At 71.4% G+C, this 22815-nt stretch carries 20 protein-coding genes and 1 tRNA gene; 3 read left to right on the top strand and 18 right to left on the bottom strand.

The window, feature by feature from the left end; all coding sequences use genetic code 11:
• Positions 1–11: 11 nt before the first annotated feature.
• The 17 genes from atpB to ACWH4W_RS12280 form a co-directional block, all read right to left on the bottom strand.
• Entirely contained in the window at positions 12–833 is an 822-nt protein-coding gene (gene atpB, locus ACWH4W_RS12360) for a F0F1 ATP synthase subunit A (RefSeq protein WP_106412421.1), read from the bottom strand.
• Positions 834–1058: 225 nt separating this feature from the next.
• Entirely contained in the window at positions 1059–1496 is a 438-nt protein-coding gene (locus ACWH4W_RS12355) for a Cg1360 family ATP-synthase-associated protein (protein ID WP_106412422.1), read from the bottom strand.
• 335 nt (positions 1497–1831) lie between these two features.
• The gene (locus ACWH4W_RS12350) at positions 1832–3187 is read right to left on the bottom strand and encodes an MraY family glycosyltransferase (RefSeq protein WP_473075792.1); all 1356 of its coding nucleotides are present in this window, start codon (positions 3185–3187) and stop codon (positions 1832–1834) included.
• A 136-nt stretch (positions 3188–3323) separates the two neighbouring features.
• Positions 3324–4559, bottom strand: a complete 1236-nt coding sequence (locus ACWH4W_RS12345; RefSeq protein ID WP_473075791.1) for a serine hydroxymethyltransferase — start codon at positions 4557–4559, stop codon at positions 3324–3326.
• Positions 4560–4662: 103 nt separating this feature from the next.
• Entirely contained in the window at positions 4663–5340 is a 678-nt protein-coding gene (locus ACWH4W_RS12340) for an arsenate reductase/protein-tyrosine-phosphatase family protein (RefSeq protein WP_473075790.1), read from the bottom strand.
• On the bottom strand, positions 5337–5984 hold the full coding sequence (locus tag ACWH4W_RS12335) for an L-threonylcarbamoyladenylate synthase (RefSeq protein WP_473075789.1): 648 nt from the start codon (positions 5982–5984) through the stop codon (positions 5337–5339). Before ACWH4W_RS12335 ends, ACWH4W_RS12340 begins: the two co-directional genes overlap by 4 nt.
• A 56-nt stretch (positions 5985–6040) precedes the next feature.
• Positions 6041–6886: a peptide chain release factor N(5)-glutamine methyltransferase gene (prmC, locus tag ACWH4W_RS12330; RefSeq protein WP_473075788.1), complete on the bottom strand. Its 846-nt coding sequence runs from the start codon at positions 6884–6886 to the stop codon at positions 6041–6043.
• Positions 6887–6912: 26 nt separating this feature from the next.
• Positions 6913–7980 (bottom strand): peptide chain release factor 1, encoded by a 1068-nt coding sequence (gene prfA / locus ACWH4W_RS12325; RefSeq protein ID WP_473075787.1) that lies wholly within the window; start codon positions 7978–7980, stop codon positions 6913–6915.
• A 107-nt stretch (positions 7981–8087) separates the two neighbouring features.
• Complete coding sequence (gene rpmE, locus ACWH4W_RS12320; RefSeq protein WP_006130146.1) at positions 8088–8309, bottom strand: 50S ribosomal protein L31; 222 nt, start codon at positions 8307–8309, stop codon at positions 8088–8090.
• Positions 8310–8476: 167 nt separating this feature from the next.
• A complete protein-coding gene (locus tag ACWH4W_RS12315; RefSeq protein WP_473075786.1) occupies positions 8477–10240 on the bottom strand; it encodes a trypsin-like serine protease in 1764 nt (587 codons plus the stop codon).
• A 179-nt stretch (positions 10241–10419) separates the two neighbouring features.
• Positions 10420–12462, bottom strand: coding sequence for a transcription termination factor Rho (gene rho / locus ACWH4W_RS12310; protein ID WP_473075785.1), 2043 nt, complete (start codon positions 12460–12462; stop codon positions 10420–10422).
• Positions 12463–12880: 418 nt separating this feature from the next.
• Positions 12881–13798 carry a homoserine kinase gene (thrB, locus tag ACWH4W_RS12305; RefSeq protein ID WP_473075784.1) on the bottom strand — a complete coding sequence of 306 codons (918 nt, stop codon included), beginning with the start codon at positions 13796–13798 and terminating at the stop codon, positions 12881–12883.
• A 542-nt stretch (positions 13799–14340) separates the two neighbouring features.
• On the bottom strand, positions 14341–15399 hold the full coding sequence (gene thrC, locus ACWH4W_RS12300) for a threonine synthase (protein ID WP_473075783.1): 1059 nt from the start codon (positions 15397–15399) through the stop codon (positions 14341–14343).
• 6 nt (positions 15400–15405) lie between these two features.
• Positions 15406–16695: a homoserine dehydrogenase gene (locus ACWH4W_RS12295; protein WP_473077481.1), complete on the bottom strand. Its 1290-nt coding sequence runs from the start codon at positions 16693–16695 to the stop codon at positions 15406–15408.
• Between the two features lie 159 nt (positions 16696–16854).
• Entirely contained in the window at positions 16855–18246 is a 1392-nt protein-coding gene (lysA, locus tag ACWH4W_RS12290) for a diaminopimelate decarboxylase (protein WP_473075782.1), read from the bottom strand.
• 17 nt (positions 18247–18263) lie between these two features.
• Positions 18264–19421: an ArgS-related anticodon-binding protein NrtL gene (nrtL, locus tag ACWH4W_RS12285; RefSeq protein WP_473075781.1), complete on the bottom strand. Its 1158-nt coding sequence runs from the start codon at positions 19419–19421 to the stop codon at positions 18264–18266.
• 96 nt (positions 19422–19517) lie between these two features.
• Entirely contained in the window at positions 19518–20015 is a 498-nt protein-coding gene (locus ACWH4W_RS12280; RefSeq protein ID WP_391662883.1) for a response regulator, read from the bottom strand.
• A gap of 141 nt (positions 20016–20156) precedes the next feature.
• Between ACWH4W_RS12280 and ACWH4W_RS12275 the strand changes: the two genes are divergently transcribed.
• The 3 genes from ACWH4W_RS12275 to ACWH4W_RS12265 all read left to right on the top strand — a co-directional run bounded on the left by ACWH4W_RS12275 (position 20157) and on the right by ACWH4W_RS12265 (position 22439).
• Positions 20157–20228: transfer RNA gene (locus ACWH4W_RS12275), tRNA-Arg, on the top strand.
• 636 nt (positions 20229–20864) lie between these two features.
• Positions 20865–21245: a hypothetical protein gene (locus ACWH4W_RS12270; RefSeq protein WP_473075780.1), complete on the top strand. Its 381-nt coding sequence runs from the start codon at positions 20865–20867 to the stop codon at positions 21243–21245.
• A 426-nt stretch (positions 21246–21671) separates the two neighbouring features.
• On the top strand, positions 21672–22439 hold the full coding sequence (locus tag ACWH4W_RS12265) for a transposase (protein ID WP_290011702.1): 768 nt from the start codon (positions 21672–21674) through the stop codon (positions 22437–22439).
• 49 nt (positions 22440–22488) lie between these two features.
• On the opposite strand, the gene ACWH4W_RS12260 is transcribed toward ACWH4W_RS12265, so the two are convergent.
• On the bottom strand, positions 22489–22662 hold the full coding sequence (locus ACWH4W_RS12260) for a hypothetical protein (protein ID WP_473075779.1): 174 nt from the start codon (positions 22660–22662) through the stop codon (positions 22489–22491).
• Positions 22663–22815 lie beyond the last annotated feature (153 nt).

Raw genomic sequence — 22815 nt, 5'->3', positions numbered from 1 at the left:
GGGCGGGACGCTCAGTGGTGCTCGGCGAGCGCGCCCTGGATGTAGGTGACGGCCAGCAGGACGAAGACGTACGCCTGCAGAGCCTGGATGAAGAGCTCGAAGGCCGTCATCACGAGGACCATGACGAACGAGACGCCGGCGTAGGCGATCCCGATGCCGTTCAGCAGGTACCAGCTCGCGATGGTGAACAGCACCAGCAGGATGTGGCCCGCGAACATGTTCGCGAAGAGTCGCACGGCGTGGGTGAAGGGCCGCACGAGCAGGTTCGAGAAGGCCTCGATCAGCATGACGACCGGCAGGGCGGCACCGAGCGACTTGTCGTAGCCGGTGAAGTTCTTGAAGGCGCCCACGAAGCCGTGCCGCTTGAAGGTCAGCGACACCCACACCACGTAGACGAGCAGGGCGAGCACCGCCGGGTAGGCGATGATCGACGTCACCGGGAACTGGGCGAGCGGAACGATGGACCAGAGGTTCATGATCCACACGAAGAAGAACAGCGCGACGATGAAGGGAACGAACTTCTCCCCCTCGCGCTTGCCCATCGTCTCGTAGACGACGCCCCGGCGGACGAAGTCGTAGCCGGCCTCGGCGACCATCTGGAGCTTGCCGGGGACCACCTTGGGCCGACGGAAGGCCGCCCAGAAGAAGGCGATCACGACGAGCGAGCCGAGCAGCGCCAGCAACATCGGCTTGTTGAAGTACAGGTTGCTGTCGCCGTCGCCCCAGAGGGGCTTGAACAGGAACGAGTGCAGCCCGGGAGACGGAAAGCCACAGCCGTCGAAGATGTGGCAGTCGGTCTCGAAGGCGAGCACCTGCGTCGGGTCAGCACTCACCGCGGGCTCCTTCGGCGTGGCGCATGGATGGGGCAACCTCGTGGAGTCGGCGCGGCACGAGGCCGCGGATCGTCACGGGACTGGTGGAACGGATGTGGGGGCGGCTGTGAGGCGTCTCGCCTCGCGATACGGCAGGCGTCATCTCGGATGCCCGCGCCCGCGATGCCGCGGTTGGCACCGGACGATAGCAGGGCCGCCCGCGCGCCTTTATCCCGGCCCTACAGCTCACTGCTCGTGCCCCTGGTTCTTCTTGCCCGCGTCCGCCGGAGCCTCGGGCTCCACATAGGGAGTCTTGGCCGTCATGGTGGCGCGCGCCTGCGCCGCGACCCAGGTCAGGGTGCAGGCGAGCAGTCCGAGCGCGAACACCTTCGGGTGGAACAGCGTGGTGTCCTTGAAGAGGGCGATGAAGACGAAGATCAGCAGGAGCTGCGTCATGTACATCATCAGCCCCATCGCCTGGAACAGATGGGGCAGTTGCCGGGCGACCCGCTGAAGCACGTAGAGCCCGGTGCCCATGAGGACGATCACGAGCACGGCACCGATCAGCGCCCCGATCGCTCCCTTGCCGCCTTCGACGGCGGCGCCGATCGCGACGGCGACCGCACCGACGACAGCGGTGGGCACGGCGGCCTGGATCAGGATCCGGGCGTCGTTGGACGGCATGGCGGCAGCTCCGCTGGTGCAGGGGGCAAAGCGAGAAGGGGTACGAGGAGTGTCGTCGTGGACGAGCGTAAACCCCGGGCAGGGTGCACAGCACCAGTCGCCTGCGAACCGTCGTACCACGGTCCGCCGGCTCCGCCCGGCGAGACTCGTGAACGGTATCACAAACTATTTGAGCGAGACTTTACCTGCGAGGTGTGGAGCGCATCACGCACGAGGGTGAAAGCGCACGGATGAGCGTGAACAAGGGCGCGATGCCTGGTATAGGGCGCTTTGCCGCCCCAACGGAAGCCCATCGAAGCCCCAGGACTTGGCAATCTCTAGCCGGATTCTTACCTTCACCGCGACGGGTCGGCCCATTCCGCGCGAGCGCCGACAGCCGTGGCGCCGTTGACCCCCGAGACCCCGGCGGCCACCGGGTCGCGGTCGCCGCCCGAGGGAGCCGTCTGCGGGCCTCCGGCGGCCTCCTGGACCGCCTCCGGGGCCGTCTCCGGGGCCGTGGCCCCCAGGACCGTCACGGAGGCGCGACGACGGCGGTAACGCGGCGGCACGAAGGCCTCCGCCCAGCGCGGCGCACGCGGGGTGAAGCGCGGCAGCAGGAGCAGCACCAGACCGAGGGTGGAGAGGATCACCACGCTCAGCACGATCCACATCGACGCCGAGTTCACCGAGTACGCCAGCGCGCCGAAGGCGATCAGCGCCGACCAGAAGTACATGATCAGCACCGCCCGGCTGTGCGAGTGGCCGATCTCGAGGAGCCGGTGGTGCAGGTGCCCCCGGTCCGCCGCGAACGGCGACTGGCCGCGCCAGGTGCGCCGCACGATCGCCAGGATCAGGTCGGCGGCCGGCACCGCGATGATGGTCAGCGGCAGCAGCAGCGGGATGTACACCGGCACCGTCTGGTGCACGGCCTCCTTCTCCGAACCGGCGAACAGCTTCAGCGCGTCCGGGTCCACCTGGCCCGTGACGGAGATCGCGCCGGCCGCCAGCACCAGCCCGATGAGCATCGAGCCGGAGTCGCCCATGAAGATCCGCGCCGGGTGCATGTTGTGCGGCAGGAAGCCCAGGCACATGCCCATCAGGATCGCCGCGAACAGCGTCGCCGGGGCGGCCGCCTCGATGCCGTACGAGTACCAGATGCGGTAGGCGTACAGGAAGAACGCGGTCGCCGCGATGCACACCATGCCGGCCGCGAGACCGTCCAGGCCGTCCACGAAGTTGACCGCGTTGATGGTGATGACGACCAGGGCGACGGTGAGGAGCGTGCCCTGCCACTGGGTGAGCGCGACCGAGCCGACGCCGGGGATCGGCAGCCACAGGATCGTCAGACCCTGCATGACCATCACGCCGGCGGCGATCATCTGCCCGCCCAGCTTGATCAGCGCGTCGATCTCGAACTTGTCGTCCAGCACGCCGATCAGCCAGATCAGCGCGGCCCCCGAGAGCAGCGCCCGGGGCTCGTTGGACCTCTCGAACAGCGTGCCGAGGTTGGTCAGGTGGTCGGCGACCAGCAGGCCCGCGCACAGGCCGAAGAACATCGCGATCCCGCCGAGCCGCGGAGTGGGCTCCCGGTGCACGTCGCGTGCCCGGATCTCCGGCATCGCCCCCGCCACGATCGCGAACTTCCGCACCGGTCCGGTCAGGAGGTACGTCACCGCGGCCGTGATGCAGAGCGTCAGCAGGTATTCACGCACGGGCTTCCCCACAGATCTCGCTGGCCTTCACAGCCCCACACCCTAGCGAGGGGCGCATACGAGTGGGGACTTCCGGATGGCGACGATGGTTGCACGGACGGCCCCGCCGACGGCGTCCCGCCCCCGGGCACCGGGCTCAGCTCGGGTACGGCGGGAAGGCCGCGACCAGGTCCCGCACGTCCTTCCGGGCCCGGGCCGGGTCCGTGCCGCCGCGCGCCACGCTCGCCAGCAGACCGGCGACCAGCGTCATCTCCCGGGTTCCCATTCCCTGCGTGGTGACCGCCGCCGTGCCCAGCCTCAGCCCGCGGGCGTCGTGCGGCAGCGCGCAGCAGTCCAGGACCAGGCCCGCCGCCGCCAGCCGGCCGCGCGCGGTGCGGCCGTCGACGCCGAGCGGGGCCGGGTCGGCGGTGATCAGGTGGGTGTCGGTGCCGCCGGTGGTGACCACGAGCCCCTCGGCGGCGAGCGCGGCGGCCAGCGCCCGCGCGTTGGTCACCACCTGGTGGGCGTAGGCGGCGAAGGCCGGGGTCGCCGCCTCGCCGAAGGCGACCGCCTTGGCGGCGACGGTGTGCATCTGCGCGCCGCCCTGCGTGAAGGGGAACACCGCCCGGTCCACCCGCTCGGCCAGCTCCTCGCCGCACAGCAGCATCCCGCCGCGCGGCCCCCGCAGCACCTTGTGCGTGGTCGCGCACACGATGTCCGCGTACGGCACCGGGCTGGGCGCCGCTCCCCCGGCGATCAGGCCCATGGGGTGCGCCGCGTCCGCGATCAGGTACGCGCCCACCTCGTCGGCGACCTCCCGGAAGAAGGCGTGGTCGATGTGGCGGGGGTAGGCGGTGGAGCCGCACACGATCGCCTTGGGGCGGTGGGCGCGGGCCAGGGCGCGGACCTGCTCGTGGTCGATCAGCCCGCTCTCCGGGTCCACCCCGTAGCCGACGAAGTCGAACCAGCGGCCGGAGAAGTTCGCCGGCGAGCCGTGGGTGAGGTGGCCGCCGTGGGGCAGGCCGAGGGCGAGGACGGTGTCGCCGGGGCGCAGCAGGGCCGCGTAGGCGGCGAGCACCGCGGAGGAGCCGGAGTGCGCCTGGACGTTGGCGTGCTCGGCGCCGAACAGCGCCTTGGCGCGGTCCACGGCGAGCCGTTCGGCCACGTCGGCGATCTCGCAGCCGCCGTGGTGCCGGCTGCCCGGGTAGCCCTCGGCGTACTTGTTGGCCAGCGGCGAGCCCAGGGCGGCCAGCACGGCGGGCGACATGAAGTTCTCCGCGGCGATCAGCTGGAGCGTGGTCGCCTGCCGCTCGCGCTCCCCGAGCAGCACCTCGGCGAGCTCGGGGTCCTGCCGGCGCAGGACATCGGCCTCGCGCGCATGGGTGACCGTCATCGTGGACTCCCGGACGTCGGCACTGACGTACGACCAATGTAGGCCCGCCCGTCCCGGTGCGCCCGCGTTCCCGCACCCGTCCCGGTGGGACGCCGCCGGCCGCTCAGGTCCGCGCCGGCACTCCGGTCAGCGCCGTCACCACCGGGTCCAGCGCCTGGTGTATCTCGTCGCCGATGGACCGGAAGAAGGTCAGCGGGGCGCCGTACGGGTCGTGCACCTCGTCCGCCTCGGCCGTGGGCGCCAGCAGCCAGCCGCGCAGCGCGGCGGCCGCGCGGACCAGGGCGCGGGCGCGCATGACCAGCCCGTCCTCCAGGGGCGGCAGGGTCGCCGGGTCGATCGCGTCCACCAGGCGGGTGAACTCCTTCAGGGTGAAGGTGCGCAGCCCCGCCGAGTGGCCCATGGAGATGACCTGGGCGCGGTGGTCCCGGGTGGCGGTCAGCACGAGGTCGGCGCGGATCACGTGCTCGTCGAGCAGCTCCCGGCCGGTGAAGCCGGAGGCGTCCGCCCCGTACTCCGCCAGCACGGTCTCCGCGTGGGCCTCCATCGGGGCGCCCTCGTGACCCCAGGTGCCGGCGCTCTCGACGATCAGCCCGCCGCCCAGGACGCCCAGGCGCTGGTGCACGAAATGCCGGGTCAGCCGCTCGGTGATGGGCGAGCGGCACACGTTGCCGGTGCTGACGTGGAGGATGCGGAAGGTGTCGCGCGGAAAGCCGAAGGTGGTCGTCACCTCCGCGTCGGATTCCTCGTTGCCTATGCCACGCCCCGCCTCAGGGGCCGTCAATTCGCCACCTCGAGATCGGGTACCACCTTGCGCAGTTCGTCGGGCGAGAGCGCGCCTTCGCGCAGCAGCACGGGCACCGGGCGGGTGACGTCGACGATGGAGGACGGCACGTTGCCCGGGGTGGGGCCGCCGTCCAGGTAGACGGAGACGGAGTCGCCGAGCATCTCCTGGGCGGCGTCGCAGTTCTCCGGCGCCGGGTGTCCGGTGAGGTTGGCGGAGGAGACGGCCATCGGGCCGACCTCGGTGAGCAGCTCGATGGCGACCGGGTGCAGCGGCATGCGCACCGCGACCGTGCCGCGGGTGTCGCCGAGGTCCCACTGGAGGGACGGCTGGTGGCGGGCGACCAGCGTCAGCGCGCCCGGCCAGAAGGCGTCGACCAGCTCCCAGGCCATCTCGGAGAAGTCGGTGACCAGGCCGTGCAGGGTGTTCGGGGAGCCGATGAGGACGGGCGTGGGCATGTTGCGGCCGCGGCCCTTGGCCTGGAGCAGGTCGGCGACGGCCTCCGAGGTGAAGGCGTCGGCGCCGATGCCGTACACGGTGTCCGTCGGCAGCACCACGAGCTCGCCCCGGCGCACGGCGGACGCGGCCTCGCGCAGACCGGTCGCGCGGTCGGTCGCGTCGTTGGTGTCGTATCGCCGAGCCATCTAGCGGGCCTCCTCGTACAGGTGCTGCTGGGGGGATGAAGGGTGCGCCCGGCCGGTCACGGCAGCGCCTTGCGTGCGGTGGCGAACCGGGGTCGGTTGTTCAGGTCGGGGTGGTCGGCCGCGTCGGTCCAGCCGCGGTCCTCGGCGAAGATCCACGGCACCTGGCCGCCCTGGGTGTCGGCGTGCTCGACGACGACCACCCCGCCGGGACGCAGCAGCCGGTGCGCGGTGCGCTCCAGGCCGCGGATCAGGTCGAGGCCGTCCTCGCCGGAGAACAGGGCCAGTTCGGGGTCGTAGTCGCGGGCCTCCGGGGCGACGTACTCCCACTCGGTGAGCGGGATGTACGGCGGGTTGGAGACCACCAGGTCGACCTGGCCGTCGAGGTCGGGGAAGGCCGTCAGGGCGTCCCCCTGGCGCAGTTCGACCCGGGACCCCTCCACGTTCCTGCGGGTCCACCGCAGGGCGTCCTCGGACAGCTCCACGGCGTACACGCGCGAACGGGGCACCTCCTGCGCGAGGGCCAGCGCGATGGCGCCGGAGCCGGTGCACAGGTCGACGATGCAGGGCTCGACGACGTCCATCGCGCGGACGGCGTCTATCGCCCAGCCGACGACCGACTCGGTCTCGGGGCGCGGGACGAACACCCCGGGACCCACCTGGAGCTCCAGGTAGCGGAAGTACGCCCGGCCGGTGATGTGCTGGAGCGGCTCGCGGGCCTCGCGGCGGGCGATGACCTCCCAGTACCGGGCGTCGAAGTCGGCGTCCTTGACCGTGTGCAGCTCGCCGCGCTTGACGCCGTGCACGAACGCGGCGAGCTCCTCCGCGTCGGTGCGCGGCGAGGGCACGCCCGCGTCGGCGAGCCGCTGGGTGGCCTGGGCCACCTCGGCGAGCAGCAGGTTCACTGGTCCTCCGGGCTGTCTACGGGGGCTTACGCGGCGGCGAGCTTGGCGGCCGAGTCCGCGTCGACGCAGGCCTGGATCACCGCGTCGAGGTCGCCGTCCAGGACCTGGTCCAGGTTGTACGCCTTGAAGCCGACGCGGTGGTCCGAGATGCGGTTCTCCGGGAAGTTGTACGTGCGGATCTTCTCGGAGCGGTCGACGGTGCGGACCTGGCTGCGGCGGGCGTCGGCGGCCTCGCGCTCCGCCTCCTCCTGCGCCATGGCGAGGAGCCTGGAGCGCAGGATACGCAGGGCCTGCTCCTTGTTCTGCAGCTGGCTCTTCTCGTTCTGGCAGGAGGCGACGACGCCGGTCGGGAGGTGCGTGATGCGCACGGCGGAGTCCGTGGTGTTCACCGACTGTCCGCCGGGGCCGGACGAGCGGTAGACGTCGATGCGCAGGTCGTTCGGGTTGATCTCCACGTCGACCTCCTCCGCCTCGGGGGTCACCAGGACGCCCGCGGCCGAGGTGTGGATGCGGCCCTGCGACTCGGTGGCGGGCACCCGCTGCACGCGGTGCACCCCGCCCTCGTACTTCAGCCGGGCCCACACGCCCTGGCCGGGTTCGGTCTGCCCGCGGGACTTCACCGCGACCTGGACGTCCTTGTAGCCGCCCAGCTCGGACTCGGTGGCGTCGATGATCTCGGTCTTCCAGCCGACGCGCTCGGCGTAGCGCAGGTACATGCGCAGCAGGTCGCCGGCGAACAGGGCGGACTCGTCGCCGCCCGCGCCCGCCTTGATCTCGAGGATGACGTCCTTGTCGTCGCTGGGGTCGCGCGGGACGAGCAGCAGCCGCAGCTTCTCGGTGAGCTCCTCGCGCCGCTGCTCGAGCTCCTTGACCTCGGCGGCGAAGTCCGCGTCGTCGGCGGCCAGTTCACGCGCGGTCTCGATGTCGTCGCCGTGCTGCTTCCAGGAGCGGTACGTGGCGACGATCGGGGTGAGCTCGGCGTAGCGCTTGTTCAGCTTGCGCGCGTTCGCCTGATCGGCGTGGACCGACGGGTCGGCGAGCTTCTTCTCCAGGTCGGCGTGCTCGGCGACGAGTTCCTCGACGGCCTCGAACATCTTGGGCTCCTGCTGGTACGTGGGTGAAGGGGCGGGCGACCAAAAACGCCGGTCCCGGCCTGCCCCCCGGGCGGGGGCGCGGCCGTGGACCGGCGATTCGGGGCTCGCTACTTCTTGGAGCCGGCGGCCTTGCCGAAGCGGGCCTCGAAGCGGGCCACACGGCCACCGGTGTCGAGGATCTTCTGCTTGCCCGTGTAGAACGGGTGGCACTCGGAGCAGACCTCGGCGCGGATGTTGCCGCTGGAGATCGTGCTGCGGGTGGTGAACGACGCGCCGCAGGTGCAGCTGACCTGCGTCTCGACGTACTCGGGGTGGATGTCGCGCTTCAAGGTGTCTCCTAGGTTCCGGGAGGGCGCCGGGTCGCCGCCGCGGGATGCGGGAGCGTGAACCGGAGCCGACGTACCAGTCTGCCAGGACTGGGGCCGTCTCCCAAAACGGGGGTGGCCCCGGGATCATTCCCGGGGCCACCCCGCGGTCCCGCGGACGCGCTGTGGGCTCAGCCCAGCACGTCGTACTGCTGGTAGCCGGTGCCCATGGAGAGCCGCGCGGAGAAGAACGGCGCGGCGTTGCGGCCGGTGCCCCGGTACAGGTACATCGTGCCGCCCGGGGTGCGGGCCAGCAGGTCCGCCTTGCCGTCGCCGCTGACGTCGCCGACCGTGACGACGGCGTTGTACGTGGTGCTCTTCCACGTGGCCAGCTTGGTCCGGCCCGTGAAGGAGCCGGCGCCGGCCTTGCCCGTGCCCTTGTACAGGTACAGGTCGCCGGTGCTGCGGACGCGGGCCACCAGGTCGGCCCGGCCGTCACCGGTGAAGTCGCCATGGCCGCGCAGGACGTCGAACCCGGCCCAGCCCGTGCCGGTCTTCAGCCGCGCCGAGAAGGTGCCGTTGCCCTTGCCCGGGTAGGTCCACAGCACGCCCGCGGAGTCCACCATCAGCAGGTCGGGCACGTAGTCACCGGTCACGTCACCGGGGGTGACGATCTGCCGGACGGACTTCCAGCCGGTGCTGAGCCGCTTGGTGGCCCAGGTGCCGCTGGAGATCACGTAGTGCGCCCAGTACAGGGTGCCGTCGGTGGCCCGGTAGACCAGGTCCTGGTAGCCGTCGCGGTCCAGGTCGGCCTGCAGGACGGTGTTGACGCCCCGCCAGTCCCCCCACTCCTCCTGGGCGGCGAACCGGGAGCTCAGCGAGTTCCGGGAGTAGCCGACGCCCGTGGACTTCTTGCGGGCCCACAGGTCGGCGCGGTGGTCGCCGTTGATGTCGGTGTCGTCGATGCGCGGGTAGGTGACGCCCACGTAGTTGGTCACCTTGGTGAAGACGCCGTAGGCGCCCTTCGCCACGCAGTCCTCGACGCCCCAGGAGACGACGCCCACGATCCGGTTGTTGACCACGAGCGGGCCGCCGGAGTCGCCGTTGCAGGCGGTGGTGGTGCCGGCGTCGCTGCCGGTGGCGGGCGTGCCCGCGCAGACCATGTGCCCGCGGACGTAGTCGCTGCCCCAGGCGCCGGCGCAGGTGGCGTCGGACTGGATGGGCAGCGTGGCCGTCTTCAGGACGTCGGAGACCTCGTCGTTGGTGGAGGTGGTGCGCCCCCAGCCGTAGACCCGGGCCTTGGTCCCGGCCGCGTACGAGGCGGTGTCGCCCGCCGTCGTCATGCGGATCGGGGTGGCCTTCACCGGCACCGGCAGCGTGAGCACCGCGATGTCGTTGTCGATGGTGGCGTCCCGGTACGCCGGGTTGTGCCACTGCCGCCAGACACCGGTGGCGGTGCCGCCGTTCAGGTCGCCGTCCTCGGAGAGCATCTGGGCGGTGCCCGTGATGACGACGCCGTTGGCGTGCCAGTTGTAGCCCTTGACGCAGTGCGCGGCGGTGAGGATCTTCGTCGGCGCGACGACGACGCCGCCGCAGAAGAAGCCGAAGTCGTTGACCTCGTCGTAGTAGTGCAGCTGCGCCATCCAGGGCGCGGAGGCGATCGTGGTGGTGGTGCCACCGATGATCTTCGCGTCGATACCGGAGTCGCTCTTCGTGGCGGAGCTGAGCGGCGCCTTGTCCTTCGCCCGCGCGGCTTCGTCCGCCGCCATGGCCCGGACCGCGCGGCGGATCAGCTCGGCCTGGGACGGCGACTCCATCGCCGGAGTGACCGCCGGCTGCGGCAGCACGGGCGCGGCCTGGGCGGCCGGCGCCGTCAGCAGCGCCGCGCCGACTGCCGCGGCGGCACCGGCCGCGACGACGGCGATCCGGCGTCTGTGGCGGCCGGATCCGGACATGGGTGCATCCATGCAATTCCCCCCTCGGGATGATGAGTTCGGGCTTGAGATCCCTTCAGGGACAGCCCGAGGCAGCGTGATCGTACACCTGTCCGACGACATCCGTGCACGAAAAACGGCCGCCCCGTTGAGGGACGGCCGTTCGTCGTGCCCGCGCGGGGCCCGAGAAGGGGATGACGTCAGTCGCCGTTGCCCGGCGTCGGCGTCGTCTTCTGGATCTGCATGAGGAACTCGACGTTCGACTTCGTCTGCTTCATCTTGTCGAGGAGCAGCTCGATCGCCTGCTGCTGGTCGAGCGCGTGCAGCACCCGGCGCAGCTTCCAGACCACGGCGAGCTCCTCGTTGCCGAGCAGGATCTCCTCCTTGCGGGTGCCGGACGCGTCGACGTCCACCGCGGGGAAGATGCGCTTGTCGGCGAGCTTCCGGTCGAGCTTGAGCTCCATGTTGCCGGTGCCCTTGAACTCCTCGAAGATCACCTCGTCCATGCGGGACCCGGTGTCCACCAGGGCGGTGGCGAGGATGGTCAGCGAGCCGCCGTCCTCGATGTTGCGGGCCGCACCGAAGAAGCGCTTCGGCGGGTACAGGGCGGTCGAGTCGACACCACCGGACAGGATGCGGCCGGAGGCCGGGGCGGCGAGGTTGTACGCACGGCCCAGGCGGGTGATCGAGTCGAGCAGCACGACCACGTCGTGCCCCAGCTCCACCAGGCGCTTGGCGCGCTCGATGGCGAGCTCGGCGACCGTGGTGTGGTCCTCGGCCGGGCGGTCGAAGGTCGAGGAGATGACCTCGCCCTTCACCGACCGCTGCATGTCGGTGACCTCTTCCGGACGCTCGTCGACGAGGACGACCATCAGGTGGCACTCGGGGTTGTTGTGGGTGATCGCGTTGGCGACCGCCTGCATGATCATGGTCTTGCCGGTCTTCGGCGGGGCCACGATCAGACCGCGCTGGCCCTTGCCGATCGGCGACACGAGGTCGATGATCCGCGTGGTCAGCACGCCCGGGTCGGTCTCCAGACGGAGCCGGTCCTGCGGGTACAGCGGGGTCAGCTTGTTGAACTCCGGGCGGCCGCGGCCGTGTTCGGGCGCCATGCCGTTGACGGAGTCCAGGCGGACCAGCGCGTTGAACTTCTCGCGCCGCTCGCCTTCCTTGGGCTGGCGGACCGCGCCGGTGACGTGGTCGCCCTTGCGCAGGCCGTTCTTGCGGACCTGGGCGAGGGAGACGTACACGTCGTTCGGACCGGGCAGGTAGCCGGAGGTCCGGATGAACGCGTAGTTGTCGAGGATGTCCAGGATGCCCGCGACGGGGATCAGGACGTCGTCCTCGGCGACCTGCGGCTCGGCCACGTCGTCACGGCCGCGGCGGCCACGGCGGTCGCGGTAGCGGCCGCGACGGCCGCGGCGGCCGCTGCCGTCGTCGTCGTACCCGTCGTCCTGCCGGCCTCCGCCGCCGCCCTGCTGGCTCTGCTGACGGCCGCCGCCCTGGCTCTGCTGCTGGTCGTCGCCCTTGGTGCGGCGGTCGCGGTCCCGGCCGCGGCCGCGGTCCCGGTCCCGGTCACGCCGGCGGCCCTCGCCGCCGTCGTGGTCGGACTTGCCCTCGCCCTGCTGCGACTGCTGCTGCGTCTGCTGCTGCGCCGGGGCCTCGGCCTTGGTCTCGGTCTTCGCCTCGGCCGTGACCGTCTCCGTCGCGGCGGCCGGGGCGCCCGCGTCGGCGGTGGCGCGACGGCGGCGGCGCTCGGCGGGAGCGCTCTCCACGGCCTGCTCGGCGGCGGAGGCCTTCGGCGAGGGCTGGCCCGGGATCTCGATCTGCTGCTGGGCCGCGGCCTTGTCGGCGGGCGCCTGCTCGTCCTTGGCCCCGGTCTTCTTCTCGGCCTTCTCCGCCTTCTCGGCCGTGTCGCCCGTACGGGCGCGGGAGGTGGCGCGGCGCTTGGGCTTGGTCTCGGCGGACTCGGCCTTGGCCGGGGCGGCCCCGGAGGCGGAGCCTCCACCGGCGGCCTGCGCCTCCTTGATGACCTCGATCAGCTGGCTCTTGCGCATGCGCGCGGTGCCCCTGATGCCGAGGCCGGAGGCGACCTGCTGCAGCTCGGCCAGCACCATGCCCTCGAGGCCGGTACCGCGGCGCCGCCGGGAGCCGGCACCGGAGGCAGGCGCGGAAGCGTCCGTGGCGGGCGCGGCAGCGGTCTCCTCGACACGTGCGCCCATCAGATCGGTGGTGTCGCTCACGAAGGGTCCTTCCCTGGAGCGGACGTCGGCCTGTCTGGCTCGGCGACCGGTTGTGCTGTCCGGCATCGTTCCGTGAGGTGTGGACCGTGCCGGGGCGGTTGTCCGCCTGCGCGGCGGAAGAGATATCTGGTGATGGCGCTCCCCCGAGCCGTGGCACCCAGTGTCACGTGGCGTGGTCGCACCGGTTCCGAAGCTCCCCCAGAGGGGGTGCCCCCACCTGCGGGCCGTTCAGTGTTCGCGTACGACGTACTGCCCGCATACGTAGCAGTGAACACAGTGCGGCTTGGGGAGCTCCCGGAAGAATGTCTGTCCCGGACGGGGACACGAGGCACCTCGCCATGGTGGGGTCGGGTGCAGACTTGAGGTTAACACTACCGGATCCAACAAACATTCCCCCTCTCCAAATCCGGCGACCGTGTCAGGTGGCGAGCGGAAGGACGCTCGCTCCCCGGACGTCCAGGCCCAGCCGGTTGGCGGCCCAGTCGGCGCCGGCGAGCGCTTCGACCTTGTCGGCCGTGCCCGCGTCGGCCAGCGCCATGACCGTGGGTCCGGCGCCGGAGATGACCGCGGGGATGCCGTCCCCGCGCAGCCGCTCCACCAGGGCGGCGCTCTCCGGCATGGCCGGGGCGCGGTACTCCTGGTGCAGTCGGTCCTCGGTGGCGGGCAGCAGCAGCTCGGGGCGCCTGGTCAGGGCCTCGACGAGCAGGGCGGCACGGCCCGCGTTGGCGGCGGCGTCGACGTGCGGCACGGTGCGCGGGAGCAGTCCGCGCGCGGTCTCGGTGAGGACCGGCTTCGCGGGCACGAAAACCACCGGAACGATGGAATCGGCGGGCTCCATCCTGATCGCCCGGGCGGCGCCGCCCTCCAGCCAGGACAGGGTGAAACCGCCGAGCAGACAGGCCGCGACGTTGTCGGGGTGGCCCTCGATCTCGGTGGCCAGCTCGAGCAGCGCGGTGTCGTCGAGCTTGGCCTCGGCGCCTATGGTCACGGCGCGGGCGGCGACGATCCCGGCGCAGATCGCGGCCGAGGAGGAGCCGAGGCCCCGGCCGTGCGGGATGCGGTTGGCGCAGACGATCTCCAGACCGCGCGGCTGTCCGCCGAGCAGGTCGAAGGCGGTGCGCAGGGAGCGTACGAGAAGGTGGCTCTCGTCCCGCGGGAGGGTCTCGCTGCCCTCGCCGGCGATGTCGATGTGCAGCCCGGAGTCGGCCACCCGGACGACGATGTCGTCGTAGAGGCCCAGCGCGAGGCCGAGGGCGTCGAAGCCCGGGCCGAGGTTGGCGCTGGTGGCGGGGACGCGCACCCGGACGGCGGCGGCGCGGAACGCGGGACCGGCCATCGCTCGAAGACTCTCCTTGAGCTGCGTGGACTGTCGAATGACGTTCGAGGGACCGAGGGACATTCGACGGCGGACGAGAACCCTGGGACCGCCGCCGGCCGGGCTGGCCGGCCGCTTCCGGGCCGCCCCGGGTCACTGGCGGGACCCTGGGGACGACGCACTGCCGCGGCATATGCGGCGGGCGGGTTCCCTACAGCCTATCGAAGGAAGGTTCACCTGCGACATAGGGCGCACAGGAGGCGCACGATGCGTGTCGCAAGCCCCCTGTGCACCCCCTGAGGGGAGTGTCCCCGGACAGGCGCGTCCTTACGCCGGTTACGCGGTTCCGCGGTGGCGGAAGCGCGCGGCCGGGCGGGTCGGGCGGAGCCTGTCGTGGCGGGTCGGGCGAAGCCTGCCGCCGTCGGCCGGACGGAGCCTGTCGCCGTGGGTCGGGCGGGTCGGGCGAAGCCTGTCGCCGCGGGCCGGGCGGGTCGGACGAAGCCTGCCGCCGCCGACCGGACGGAACCCGTCGCCGCCGACCGGACGGAACCCGTCGCCGTAGCTCAGACGAGACCGAGCCGCTGGGCCGCGGCGTCGGCGTCGACCGGGACGGTGACCGGCTGCGGGGCGCCGGCGACGGCCCAGTCGGGGTCCTTCAGGCCGTTGCCGGTGACCGTGCAGACGATCTTCTGGCCGGGATCGACCTTCCCCTGCTCGGCGGCCTTCAGCAGACCGGCGACCGACGCGGCGGACGCGGGCTCGACGAAGACGCCCTCCTGGGAGGCCAACAGCCGGTAGGCGCGCAGGATCTCACGGTCCGTCACCTCGTCGATGCGGCCGCCCGACTCGTCCCGCGCGGCGAGCGCGCGCTGCCACGAGGCGGGGTTGCCGATCCGGATGGCGGTGGCGATGGTCGAGGGGTCCTTGACGACCTCGCCGCGCACGATCGGGGCGCTGCCGGAGGCCTGGTAACCCCACATGCGCGGGGTCCGGGTGCTGACGCCGTCAGCGGCGTACTCCGTGTAGCCCTTCCAGTACGCGGTGATGTTGCCCGCGTTGCCCACCGGCAGGACGTGGATGTCGGGGGCGTCGCCCAGCATGTCCACGATCTCGAAGGCGGCGGTCTTCTGCCCCTCGATGCGCACCGGATTGACCGAATTGACCAGCGCCACCGGGTAGTTGTCGCTCAGCGAGCGGGCCAGCGTGAGGCAGTCGTCGAAGTTGCCGTCGACCTGGAGGATCTGCGCGCCGTGCACCAGGGCCTGGCCCATCTTGCCCAGCGCGATCTTGCCCTGCGGCACCAGCACGGCGCAGACCATGCCGGCCCGCACGCCGTACGCGGCGGCGGAGGCGGACGTGTTGCCGGTGGAGGCGCAGATGACCGCCTTGGCGCCCTCCTCCTTGGCCCGCGAGATGGCCATGGTCATGCCGCGGTCCTTGAAGGACCCGGTCGGGTTCGCGCCCTCGACCTTGAGGTGGACCTCGCAGCCGGTGCGCTCGGAGAGCACCTGCGCGGGGACGAGCGGCGTACCGCCCTCACGGAGCGTCACGACCGGCGTGGTGTCGGATACCGGCAGCCGGTCCCGGTACTCCTCGATGATTCCGCGCCACTGGTGGGTCATTGCTGGTTACTCTCCTTCAACCCGCATGATGCTGGCGACACCGCGCACGGTGTCGAGCTTGCGCAACGCCTCCACGGTCCCGCCGAGGGCCGCGTCGGACGCGCGGTGGGTGACGACGACGAGCGACGCCTCCCCGTCCTTGCCTTGCTGGCGCACCGTGTCGATCGAGACACCGTGCTCCGCGAACACGGTGGCGACCTGGGCGAGCACGCCCGGTTTGTCGGCCACGTCCAGGCTGATGTGGTAGCGCGTGACGACCTCGCCCATTGGCGAGACGGGCAGCGCGGCGTACGCGGACTCGCCGGGGCCGGTGGTGCCGCCGAGCCGGTTGCGGCCGACAGCGACCAGGTCGCCGAGGACCGCGGAGGCGGTCGGGGAGCCGCCCGCGCCGGGGCCGTAGAACATCAACTGCCCGGAGGCGTCGGACTCGACGAACACGGCGTTGTAGGCGCCCCGCACGGAGGCCAGCGGGTGGGTCAGCGGGATCATCGCCGGGTGCACGCGCGCGGTGACCGACGCGCCGTCCCCGGCCCGCTCGCAGATGGCGAGCAGCTTGATGGTGCAGCCCATCTCCTTGGCGGAGGCGAAGTCCGCCGCCGTCACCTCGGTCATGCCCTCGCGGTGGACGTCGTCGAGGCGCACCCGGGTGTGGAAGGCGATCCCGGCGAGGATGGCGGCCTTGGCGGCGGCGTCGAAGCCCTCCACGTCGGCGGTCGGGTCGGCCTCGGCGTAGCCCAGCGCGGTGGCCTCGTCGAGGGCCTCCTGGTAGCCGGCGCCGGTGGTGTCCATCTTGTCGAGGATGAAGTTGGTGGTGCCGTTGACGATGCCGAGCACCCGGTTGACCTTGTCGCCGGCGAGGGACTCGCGCAGCGGGCGGATCAGCGGGATGGCGCCGGCCACGGCGGCCTCGTAGTAGAGGTCCCTGCCGTGCTCCTCGGCGGCGGCGTGCAGGGCGGCGCCGTCCTGGGCGAGGAGGGCCTTGTTGGCGGAGACGACGGAGGCGCCGTGCTCGAAGGCGGTGGTGATCAGGGTCCGGGCGGGCTCGATGCCGCCGATGACCTCCACGACGATGTCGAGGTCGCCGCGTTTGACCAGGGCGGTCGCGTCGGTGGTGATCAGCGCGGGGTCGATGCCCTCGCGCACCTTGTCCGGCCGCCGCACGGCCACGCCGGCGAGCTCGACCGGGGCGCCGATGCGGGCGGCGAGGTCGTCGGCGTGCGTCGTCATGATGCGCGCCACCTCTGAGCCGACCACTCCACAGCCCAGCAGCGCCACCTTCAGCGGACGCGTACGCATCATCCGACCTCGTTTCCTGAATACCGTCTCGGTTGCACCAGTCTCACCCACCGAACGGGACTTTCTGTACCAAGTCCGGATCGTGAGACATCTATTTCATTTCCATGACCGGGCCGGCGAAAGATCTTCCGCCGGCCCGTCGTCTCCCCCCGGGCTTCCTCATCCGACGTCGAGCCGGAGCAGGTCCTCCTCCGTCTCTCGCCGGACGATGACCCGCGCCTGACCGTCCTTGACCGCGACCACCGGCGGCCGCAGCACGTGGTTGTAGTTGCTGGCCATGGACCGGCAGTACGCCCCGGTCGCCGGCACCGCGATCAGGTCGCCCGGCGCCAGGTCGCCCGGCAGGAACGCGTCCTTCACCACGATGTCACCGCTCTCGCAGTGCTTGCCGACGACACGGGCGAGCATCGGCTCGGCGTCGGAGGAGCGGGAGACGAGGGAGACGCTGTACTCGGCGTCGTACAGGGCGGTACGGATGTTGTCGGACATGCCGCCGTCGACGGAGACGTACGTCCGCAGCCCGTCGAGCGGCTTGACGGTGCCGACCTCGTACAGCGTGAAGGCGGTCGGCCCGACGATGGCGCGCCCCGGCTCCACGGAGATCCGCGGGGTGCGCAGCTTCGCGGCCTCGCACTCGCGGGTGACGATCTCGGTGAGCGCCTTGGCGATCTCGTGCGGCTCACGTGGGTCGTCGTCGCTGGTGTACGCGATGCCGAGGCCGCCGCCGAGGTCGATCTCGGGCAGTTCGACGCCGTGCTCGTCGCGGATGTCCTTGAGCAGCCCGACCACGCGGTGCGCGGCGACCTCGAAGCCGGACATGTCGAAGATCTGCGACCCGATGTGCGAGTGGATGCCGATCACTTCGAGGCCGTCGAGCCGCAGCGCGCGCCGCACGGCCTCGGCGGCCTGCCCGCCGGCCAGCGGGATGCCGAACTTCTGGTCCTCGTGGGCGGTGGCGATGAACTCGTGGGTGTGCGCCTCGACGCCGACGGTGACGCGGATCTGCACCCGCTGCCGGGTGCCGAGCTCGCGGGCGATGTGGGCGACGCGGACGATCTCCTGGAAGGAGTCGAGCACGATCCGCCCGACGCCGGCCTCGACCGCCCGGCGGATCTCGGCGACGGACTTGTTGTTGCCGTGGAAGGCGATGCGCTCGGCGGGCATCCCGGCGGACAGCGCGGTGGCCAGCTCGCCGCCGGAGCAGACGTCGAGGTTCAGCCCCTCCTCGTGCAGCCACCGCACGACGGCCCGGGACAGGAACGCCTTGCCCGCGTAGAACACGTCGGCGTCCTCACCGAAGGCGGTCCGCCAGGCGCGGGCGCGGGCGCGGAAGTCGTCCTCGTCGAGGACGTAGGCGGGGGTGCCGTACTCCTCGGCGAGCCGCTTGACGTCGATCCCGCCGACGGTGAGCACGCCGTCGGCGTCACGAGTGACGGTCTGCGCCCACACCTTGGGGTCGAGGGCGTTCGGGTCGGCGGGCGGCGCGAGGTAGTGCCCCTCGGGGAGGACGTCGGCGTGACGGGGCCCGGCGGGGTGTGCGGAACGGCTCATGGCAGGTCTTGGGCTTCCTAGAGATGTTCGGGTGCGTCGATGCCGAGCAGGGTCAGGCCGCCGGCCAGCACCGTCCCGGCGGCTTCGGCGAGGGCGAGCCGGGCACGGTGGGCGGCCGAGGGTTTCTCCTCGCCGAGCGGCAGCACGGCGGGCAGCAGGGGCGCCAGCGCGTCGGCGACGGCGACCAGGTGCCGGGCCAGCCGGTCGGGGGCGCGGTGCGCGGCGGTGGCGGCGAGGACGCGGGGGTGGTCGGCGAGGGTGAGGAGGAGAGCTTGGACCTCCCCCTCGGAGGTGAGAGGGCCGGGCTCGGGGGTGAAGCCGAGGTCGGCGGCGTTGCGCAGGAGGGCGCGGGTATTGCCGCCCGCGGGCTCCTGCGCGCCGGGGGTGAGAGGGCCGGGCTCGGGGGTGAAGCCGAGGTCGGCGGCGTTGCGCAGGAGGGCGCGGGTGCGGGCGTGGGCGTACCGGACGCGGAAGAGGGGGTTGCTCTCGCGCTGGGCGAGGTGCGCGGCGTCGTGACCGGAGCCGAGATGAGGGCGGTCGTGCGGGGCGGGGTGGAGCAGGGCCCAGCGGGCGGCGTCGCGGCCGAGGGGCAGGGGGTCGGCGGGGGCGGGGACGGGGTGGAGGGGGGTGGCGCCAGTGCTGGCACCGGTATCCGTGCGGATGCCGCTGGGCACGTCGAGGACACGCACCCAGGCGGCCTCGGGCGGACGTGAGCTGGACATCTCCGGGCGAGCGCCCTGCGACCGCAGCACCCGCGCGACGGAGTCCATGAGGACGACGGCCCGCACCTCGTGCGCGGCGTGCAGCCGTACGACCTGACCGGCGAGGTCGTCGGTGTGCCCGTACCGGAGACCGGCGCGCAGGATGGCGCGCACGAGCTGGACGGGGGCGGCCCCGGCGAGGGAGATGTTGAGGAACCCTGGCCCGGTGACGACGACGTCGCTGATCCCGTCGGCGCGCAGGAGGCGCGCGCGCAGCAGCTCGGCGACGGCGGGCGCGGGCCGCCCGGCCGGACGGGCGAGCTGGAGGGCGACGCTGGTGGCGTAGTCGCCGCAGCCTCCGGGCCCCGGGGGCGCGACGACGACCCGCTCGGGCACGGCCACGGAGAGTTCCCCCTCGTCCACGGCACGGCGCACCGCGTGCAGCACGGTGCGGGAGAGCTCGGCGGGGGTCACGGGACAAGCGTAGGCGAGGAGGGGGGTGGGTAGGCGAACACGTTTGGGGGCTGTCCCGGGATGTGGACGGGCGTGGACAGCGTCAAGGGCTTGGTGTCATCCCCCGGCGTGCCCGGCGGCCGCCTCGGCGTCCCCGCTCCCCCGCATCCCCCGCACATGTCCGACCGGTGCGTCGATCAGCGACCGCACGACCCGCACCAGCTCCTGCGGATCGAACGGCTTGGCGAGGAAGGCGTCGACCCCGACATCGAGCCCGCTCTCGACCTCGTGCTGCGTGCAGGCGCTGACGACGACGAGGGGGATGCCGGCGGTCCGGGGGTCGGACCGCAGCCGCCGGGCGGCGCCGAGCCCGTCCAGCCGGGGCATGACGACGTCCAGGGTAATGAGATCGGGCCGCACCTGATGCACGACTTCCAGACACTCGGCACCATCGGCCGCGGTCACCACCTCGACGCCCTCCAGCTCGAGGTTGACCCTGATCAACTGCCGGATGACCTTGTTGTCGTCCACCACAAGAACCCGGCCCGAAGTGCTCGGCACCACTCGAGAGTAGGTCGGGACCGGCCACCGCGTCCGGCGTTTGACCACTTCCACCCCGACCGGGCGACGGGCCGCATGGAGCGTCGGGCGGGGAACCGGGCGGGGCCGACCCCGCTCGACGCGGAAAGTGGTTCATGACCACCCCCGGAGAACTGGTAGTGTTCTACCCGTCGCCGCGATCACCGCGCCCGACACGCCCCCGTAGCTCAGGGGATAGAGCAACGGCCTCCGGAGCCGTGTGCGCAGGTTCGAATCCTGCCGGGGGCACCCTGTATGAGGTGCCTAAAGACCCCGTCAGCAGCGGAAACGCTGAGGGCGGGGTTTTCGCGTATGTGCAGGCATGTGCGGCCCGGAGCGGGCGTATGTCGGGGGCTGTGGACGAGGCGTGGACGGGATCTTGGAGCATCCCTGCAGGTAGTGACCTTTATTGGAGTCGAGTAGGCCTGCCCCTCGCTATCGTCATCCTGGACCTACGACCACACCGCGGGTGGGAGGTACTGGCGAAGGCAAGCAGCCGTCGCGATCAGTCGCCGGCCCGGCAGACGAGTAGACGAGGTGGGGGATCTCGTGGATATGACCACGCTTGCCGTCGCGCTCATCAGCGTCGGAGGAACCCTGGGCGGAACTCTGGGTGGGGCAGTACTCAGCCAGCGCGCCAGCAGGGAGCAAAACGAGCGTACTGATCGTCAGCGGGCTGAGGAGCGCCATGACCAAGCACAGCAGGCAAGACGTGATCTCTACGCGCGTCTGAACACCACGGCTCGTGCTTACCGGGTCGCGGCCCGAGACGCAGTTCGAGCAGCTGAGCGCGGTGAAAACGTCGAGCCGATAACCCTAAGGGCTGTCCCGCAAAGCATCGGGCCCGGCTGTCGCTCGTGAGGCGGCCGGGGACATGATGGCCTCGTGACGAACAGCCCGCAGGCAGCTCCGGCCCGGATCCCGGGTTATGACGGCGGCCCTTTTCAGTACCAGCCCGAACTCCTGGACGAGCACCTATTTTGGCTGGGCCACCTGCACAACTACTACTCCGAGAGCGAAGAGGCCGAGGAGCTCGTAGGCGGTACGGACGAGGAGGAGGCCGGAGCCTTGCAGTCCCGGCTGCTGGGAGGCGACACCTGGCCCGTCTTCACGGTGCCGCTCGCCGGTGACCATCGCCTGTACGTGGTGTATCGCGCCTTCGAGGAGAACGAGGGCATCGACTACCTGCTGCACCACCCGGACTGGGACGAGACCGAGCAGCTCGCACAAGACGATGGGCACTTCATGGGACCCGGCCTGTCCTGAGCCGAGCTGACCGCCGCGGCGGACAATCGTCTGCCCGGCGGCAGCACCACCGATGCTCACGCCCGACTGTTGCTCCTGCTACCCGCGTTCAGCGATGACGCAGTGCCGGATGGCGCCGTTGAGCGCCTGACGGCAGCATTGCGCGCCTACACCCGGCTCGGGTCGCCCGAGCGACTCGCCGCGGCACTCCTGGAAGATCAGGGGCCATGCGGTCCCGTGCACTGGACCAAGGCCGAGGGTGGCTACCCGATCAACGACGGCGAATACTCCTTCCGCAACCCCGCCAACCGCTTCGCCTGGCCCGCCGCACGTCTGGCCCGAGTCGCCACCGCTCTGGCCCCTCCAACGGCCAGATCGATGAATGAAGAGTAGATCTGCACGAAGCAGCGCCCGATCACAGCAGTCACGACCTGGAAAGATCAGGCCGTGACTGGTGTGATTACGGCGTCGGAATCATCCTGGATAGCCCCGTTCACGGGGCTGAGCCCACGGACATTCGTCAAGTTGGTGGTCCAGCTGCGCCGCGAGGGTGCCGATGCCCAGGTCCGTGGCCGGCCGTGGAAACTGTCGCTGGAGGACCGGGTGCTGCTGGTCGCGGCTTACTGGCGGACCAACCTGACGATGCGACAACTGGCACCGCTATTTGGGGTGTCGAAGTCGGCTGCCGACCGGGTGATCCGTGACCTCGGGCCGAAGCTCGCCCTGCGGCCCCGCCAGCGGTTCGCCAAGGATGCCGTGCTGATCGTGGACGGCACTCTGGTCCCCACCCGCGATCACAAGGTGGCCGAGCAGTCGAAGAACTATCGCTACTCCACCAACCATCAGGTAGTCATCGACGCCGACACCCGCCTGGTCGTGGTGGTCGGCCAGCCGCTGCCCGGCAACCGCAACGACTGCCGCGCTTGGGCCGAATCCGGCGCGCAGGCCGCCGTCGGCAACACCACGACCATCGCAGACGGCGGCTACCCCGGCACCGGACTGGTGATGCCGCACCGCCGCCGCAAGGGCGAAGAGCTACCCGCATGGAAACAGGCCCACAACAAATCCCACAAGCAAGTTCGGGCCCGCGTCGAGCACTGCTTCGCCCGCATGAAGACCTACAAGATCCTGCGCGACTGCCGCCTGCGCGGCGACGGCGTTCACCACGCCATGCTCGGCATCGCCCGCCTGCACAACCTCACCCTCGCCGGATAGGCGAGACCACCCGCCCGAGGGGGCACATCCCGAACAGCCGGAAGATCATTTACGGGACAGCCCTTAGGCAAGCGTCTGGCGTGGCCAGGTCGGCGCGGAAGAACGAGTCCTCGCCGAGCGGCCCACCGCTGACGATGACCATCCATGCCGCCCGTCGCGCAGCCATGCGGTCCCCGTCAACCTTGAAGACGGTCGTGACGCCGCGCTCGGCCAGCCACTCCATCAGGTCAAGTATGTCCACTCGCACCCCTCCCGGAGGGATCATCCCATCGCCAGGGCGCGGGCCCTGGGCCGTCCCTGGGCCGTGCGAGGCCGGCCAACGTTGACAGTCGGCACCCACGGGTGACCACCCCCACCTCGCTCTGGCCTGGGGCCT

The organism is Streptomyces sp. DSM 120436 (genome assembly GCF_055778765.1).
Note: the sequence above shows the minus strand (reverse complement) of the source record. Positions and strands in the feature narration are given on the sequence as shown.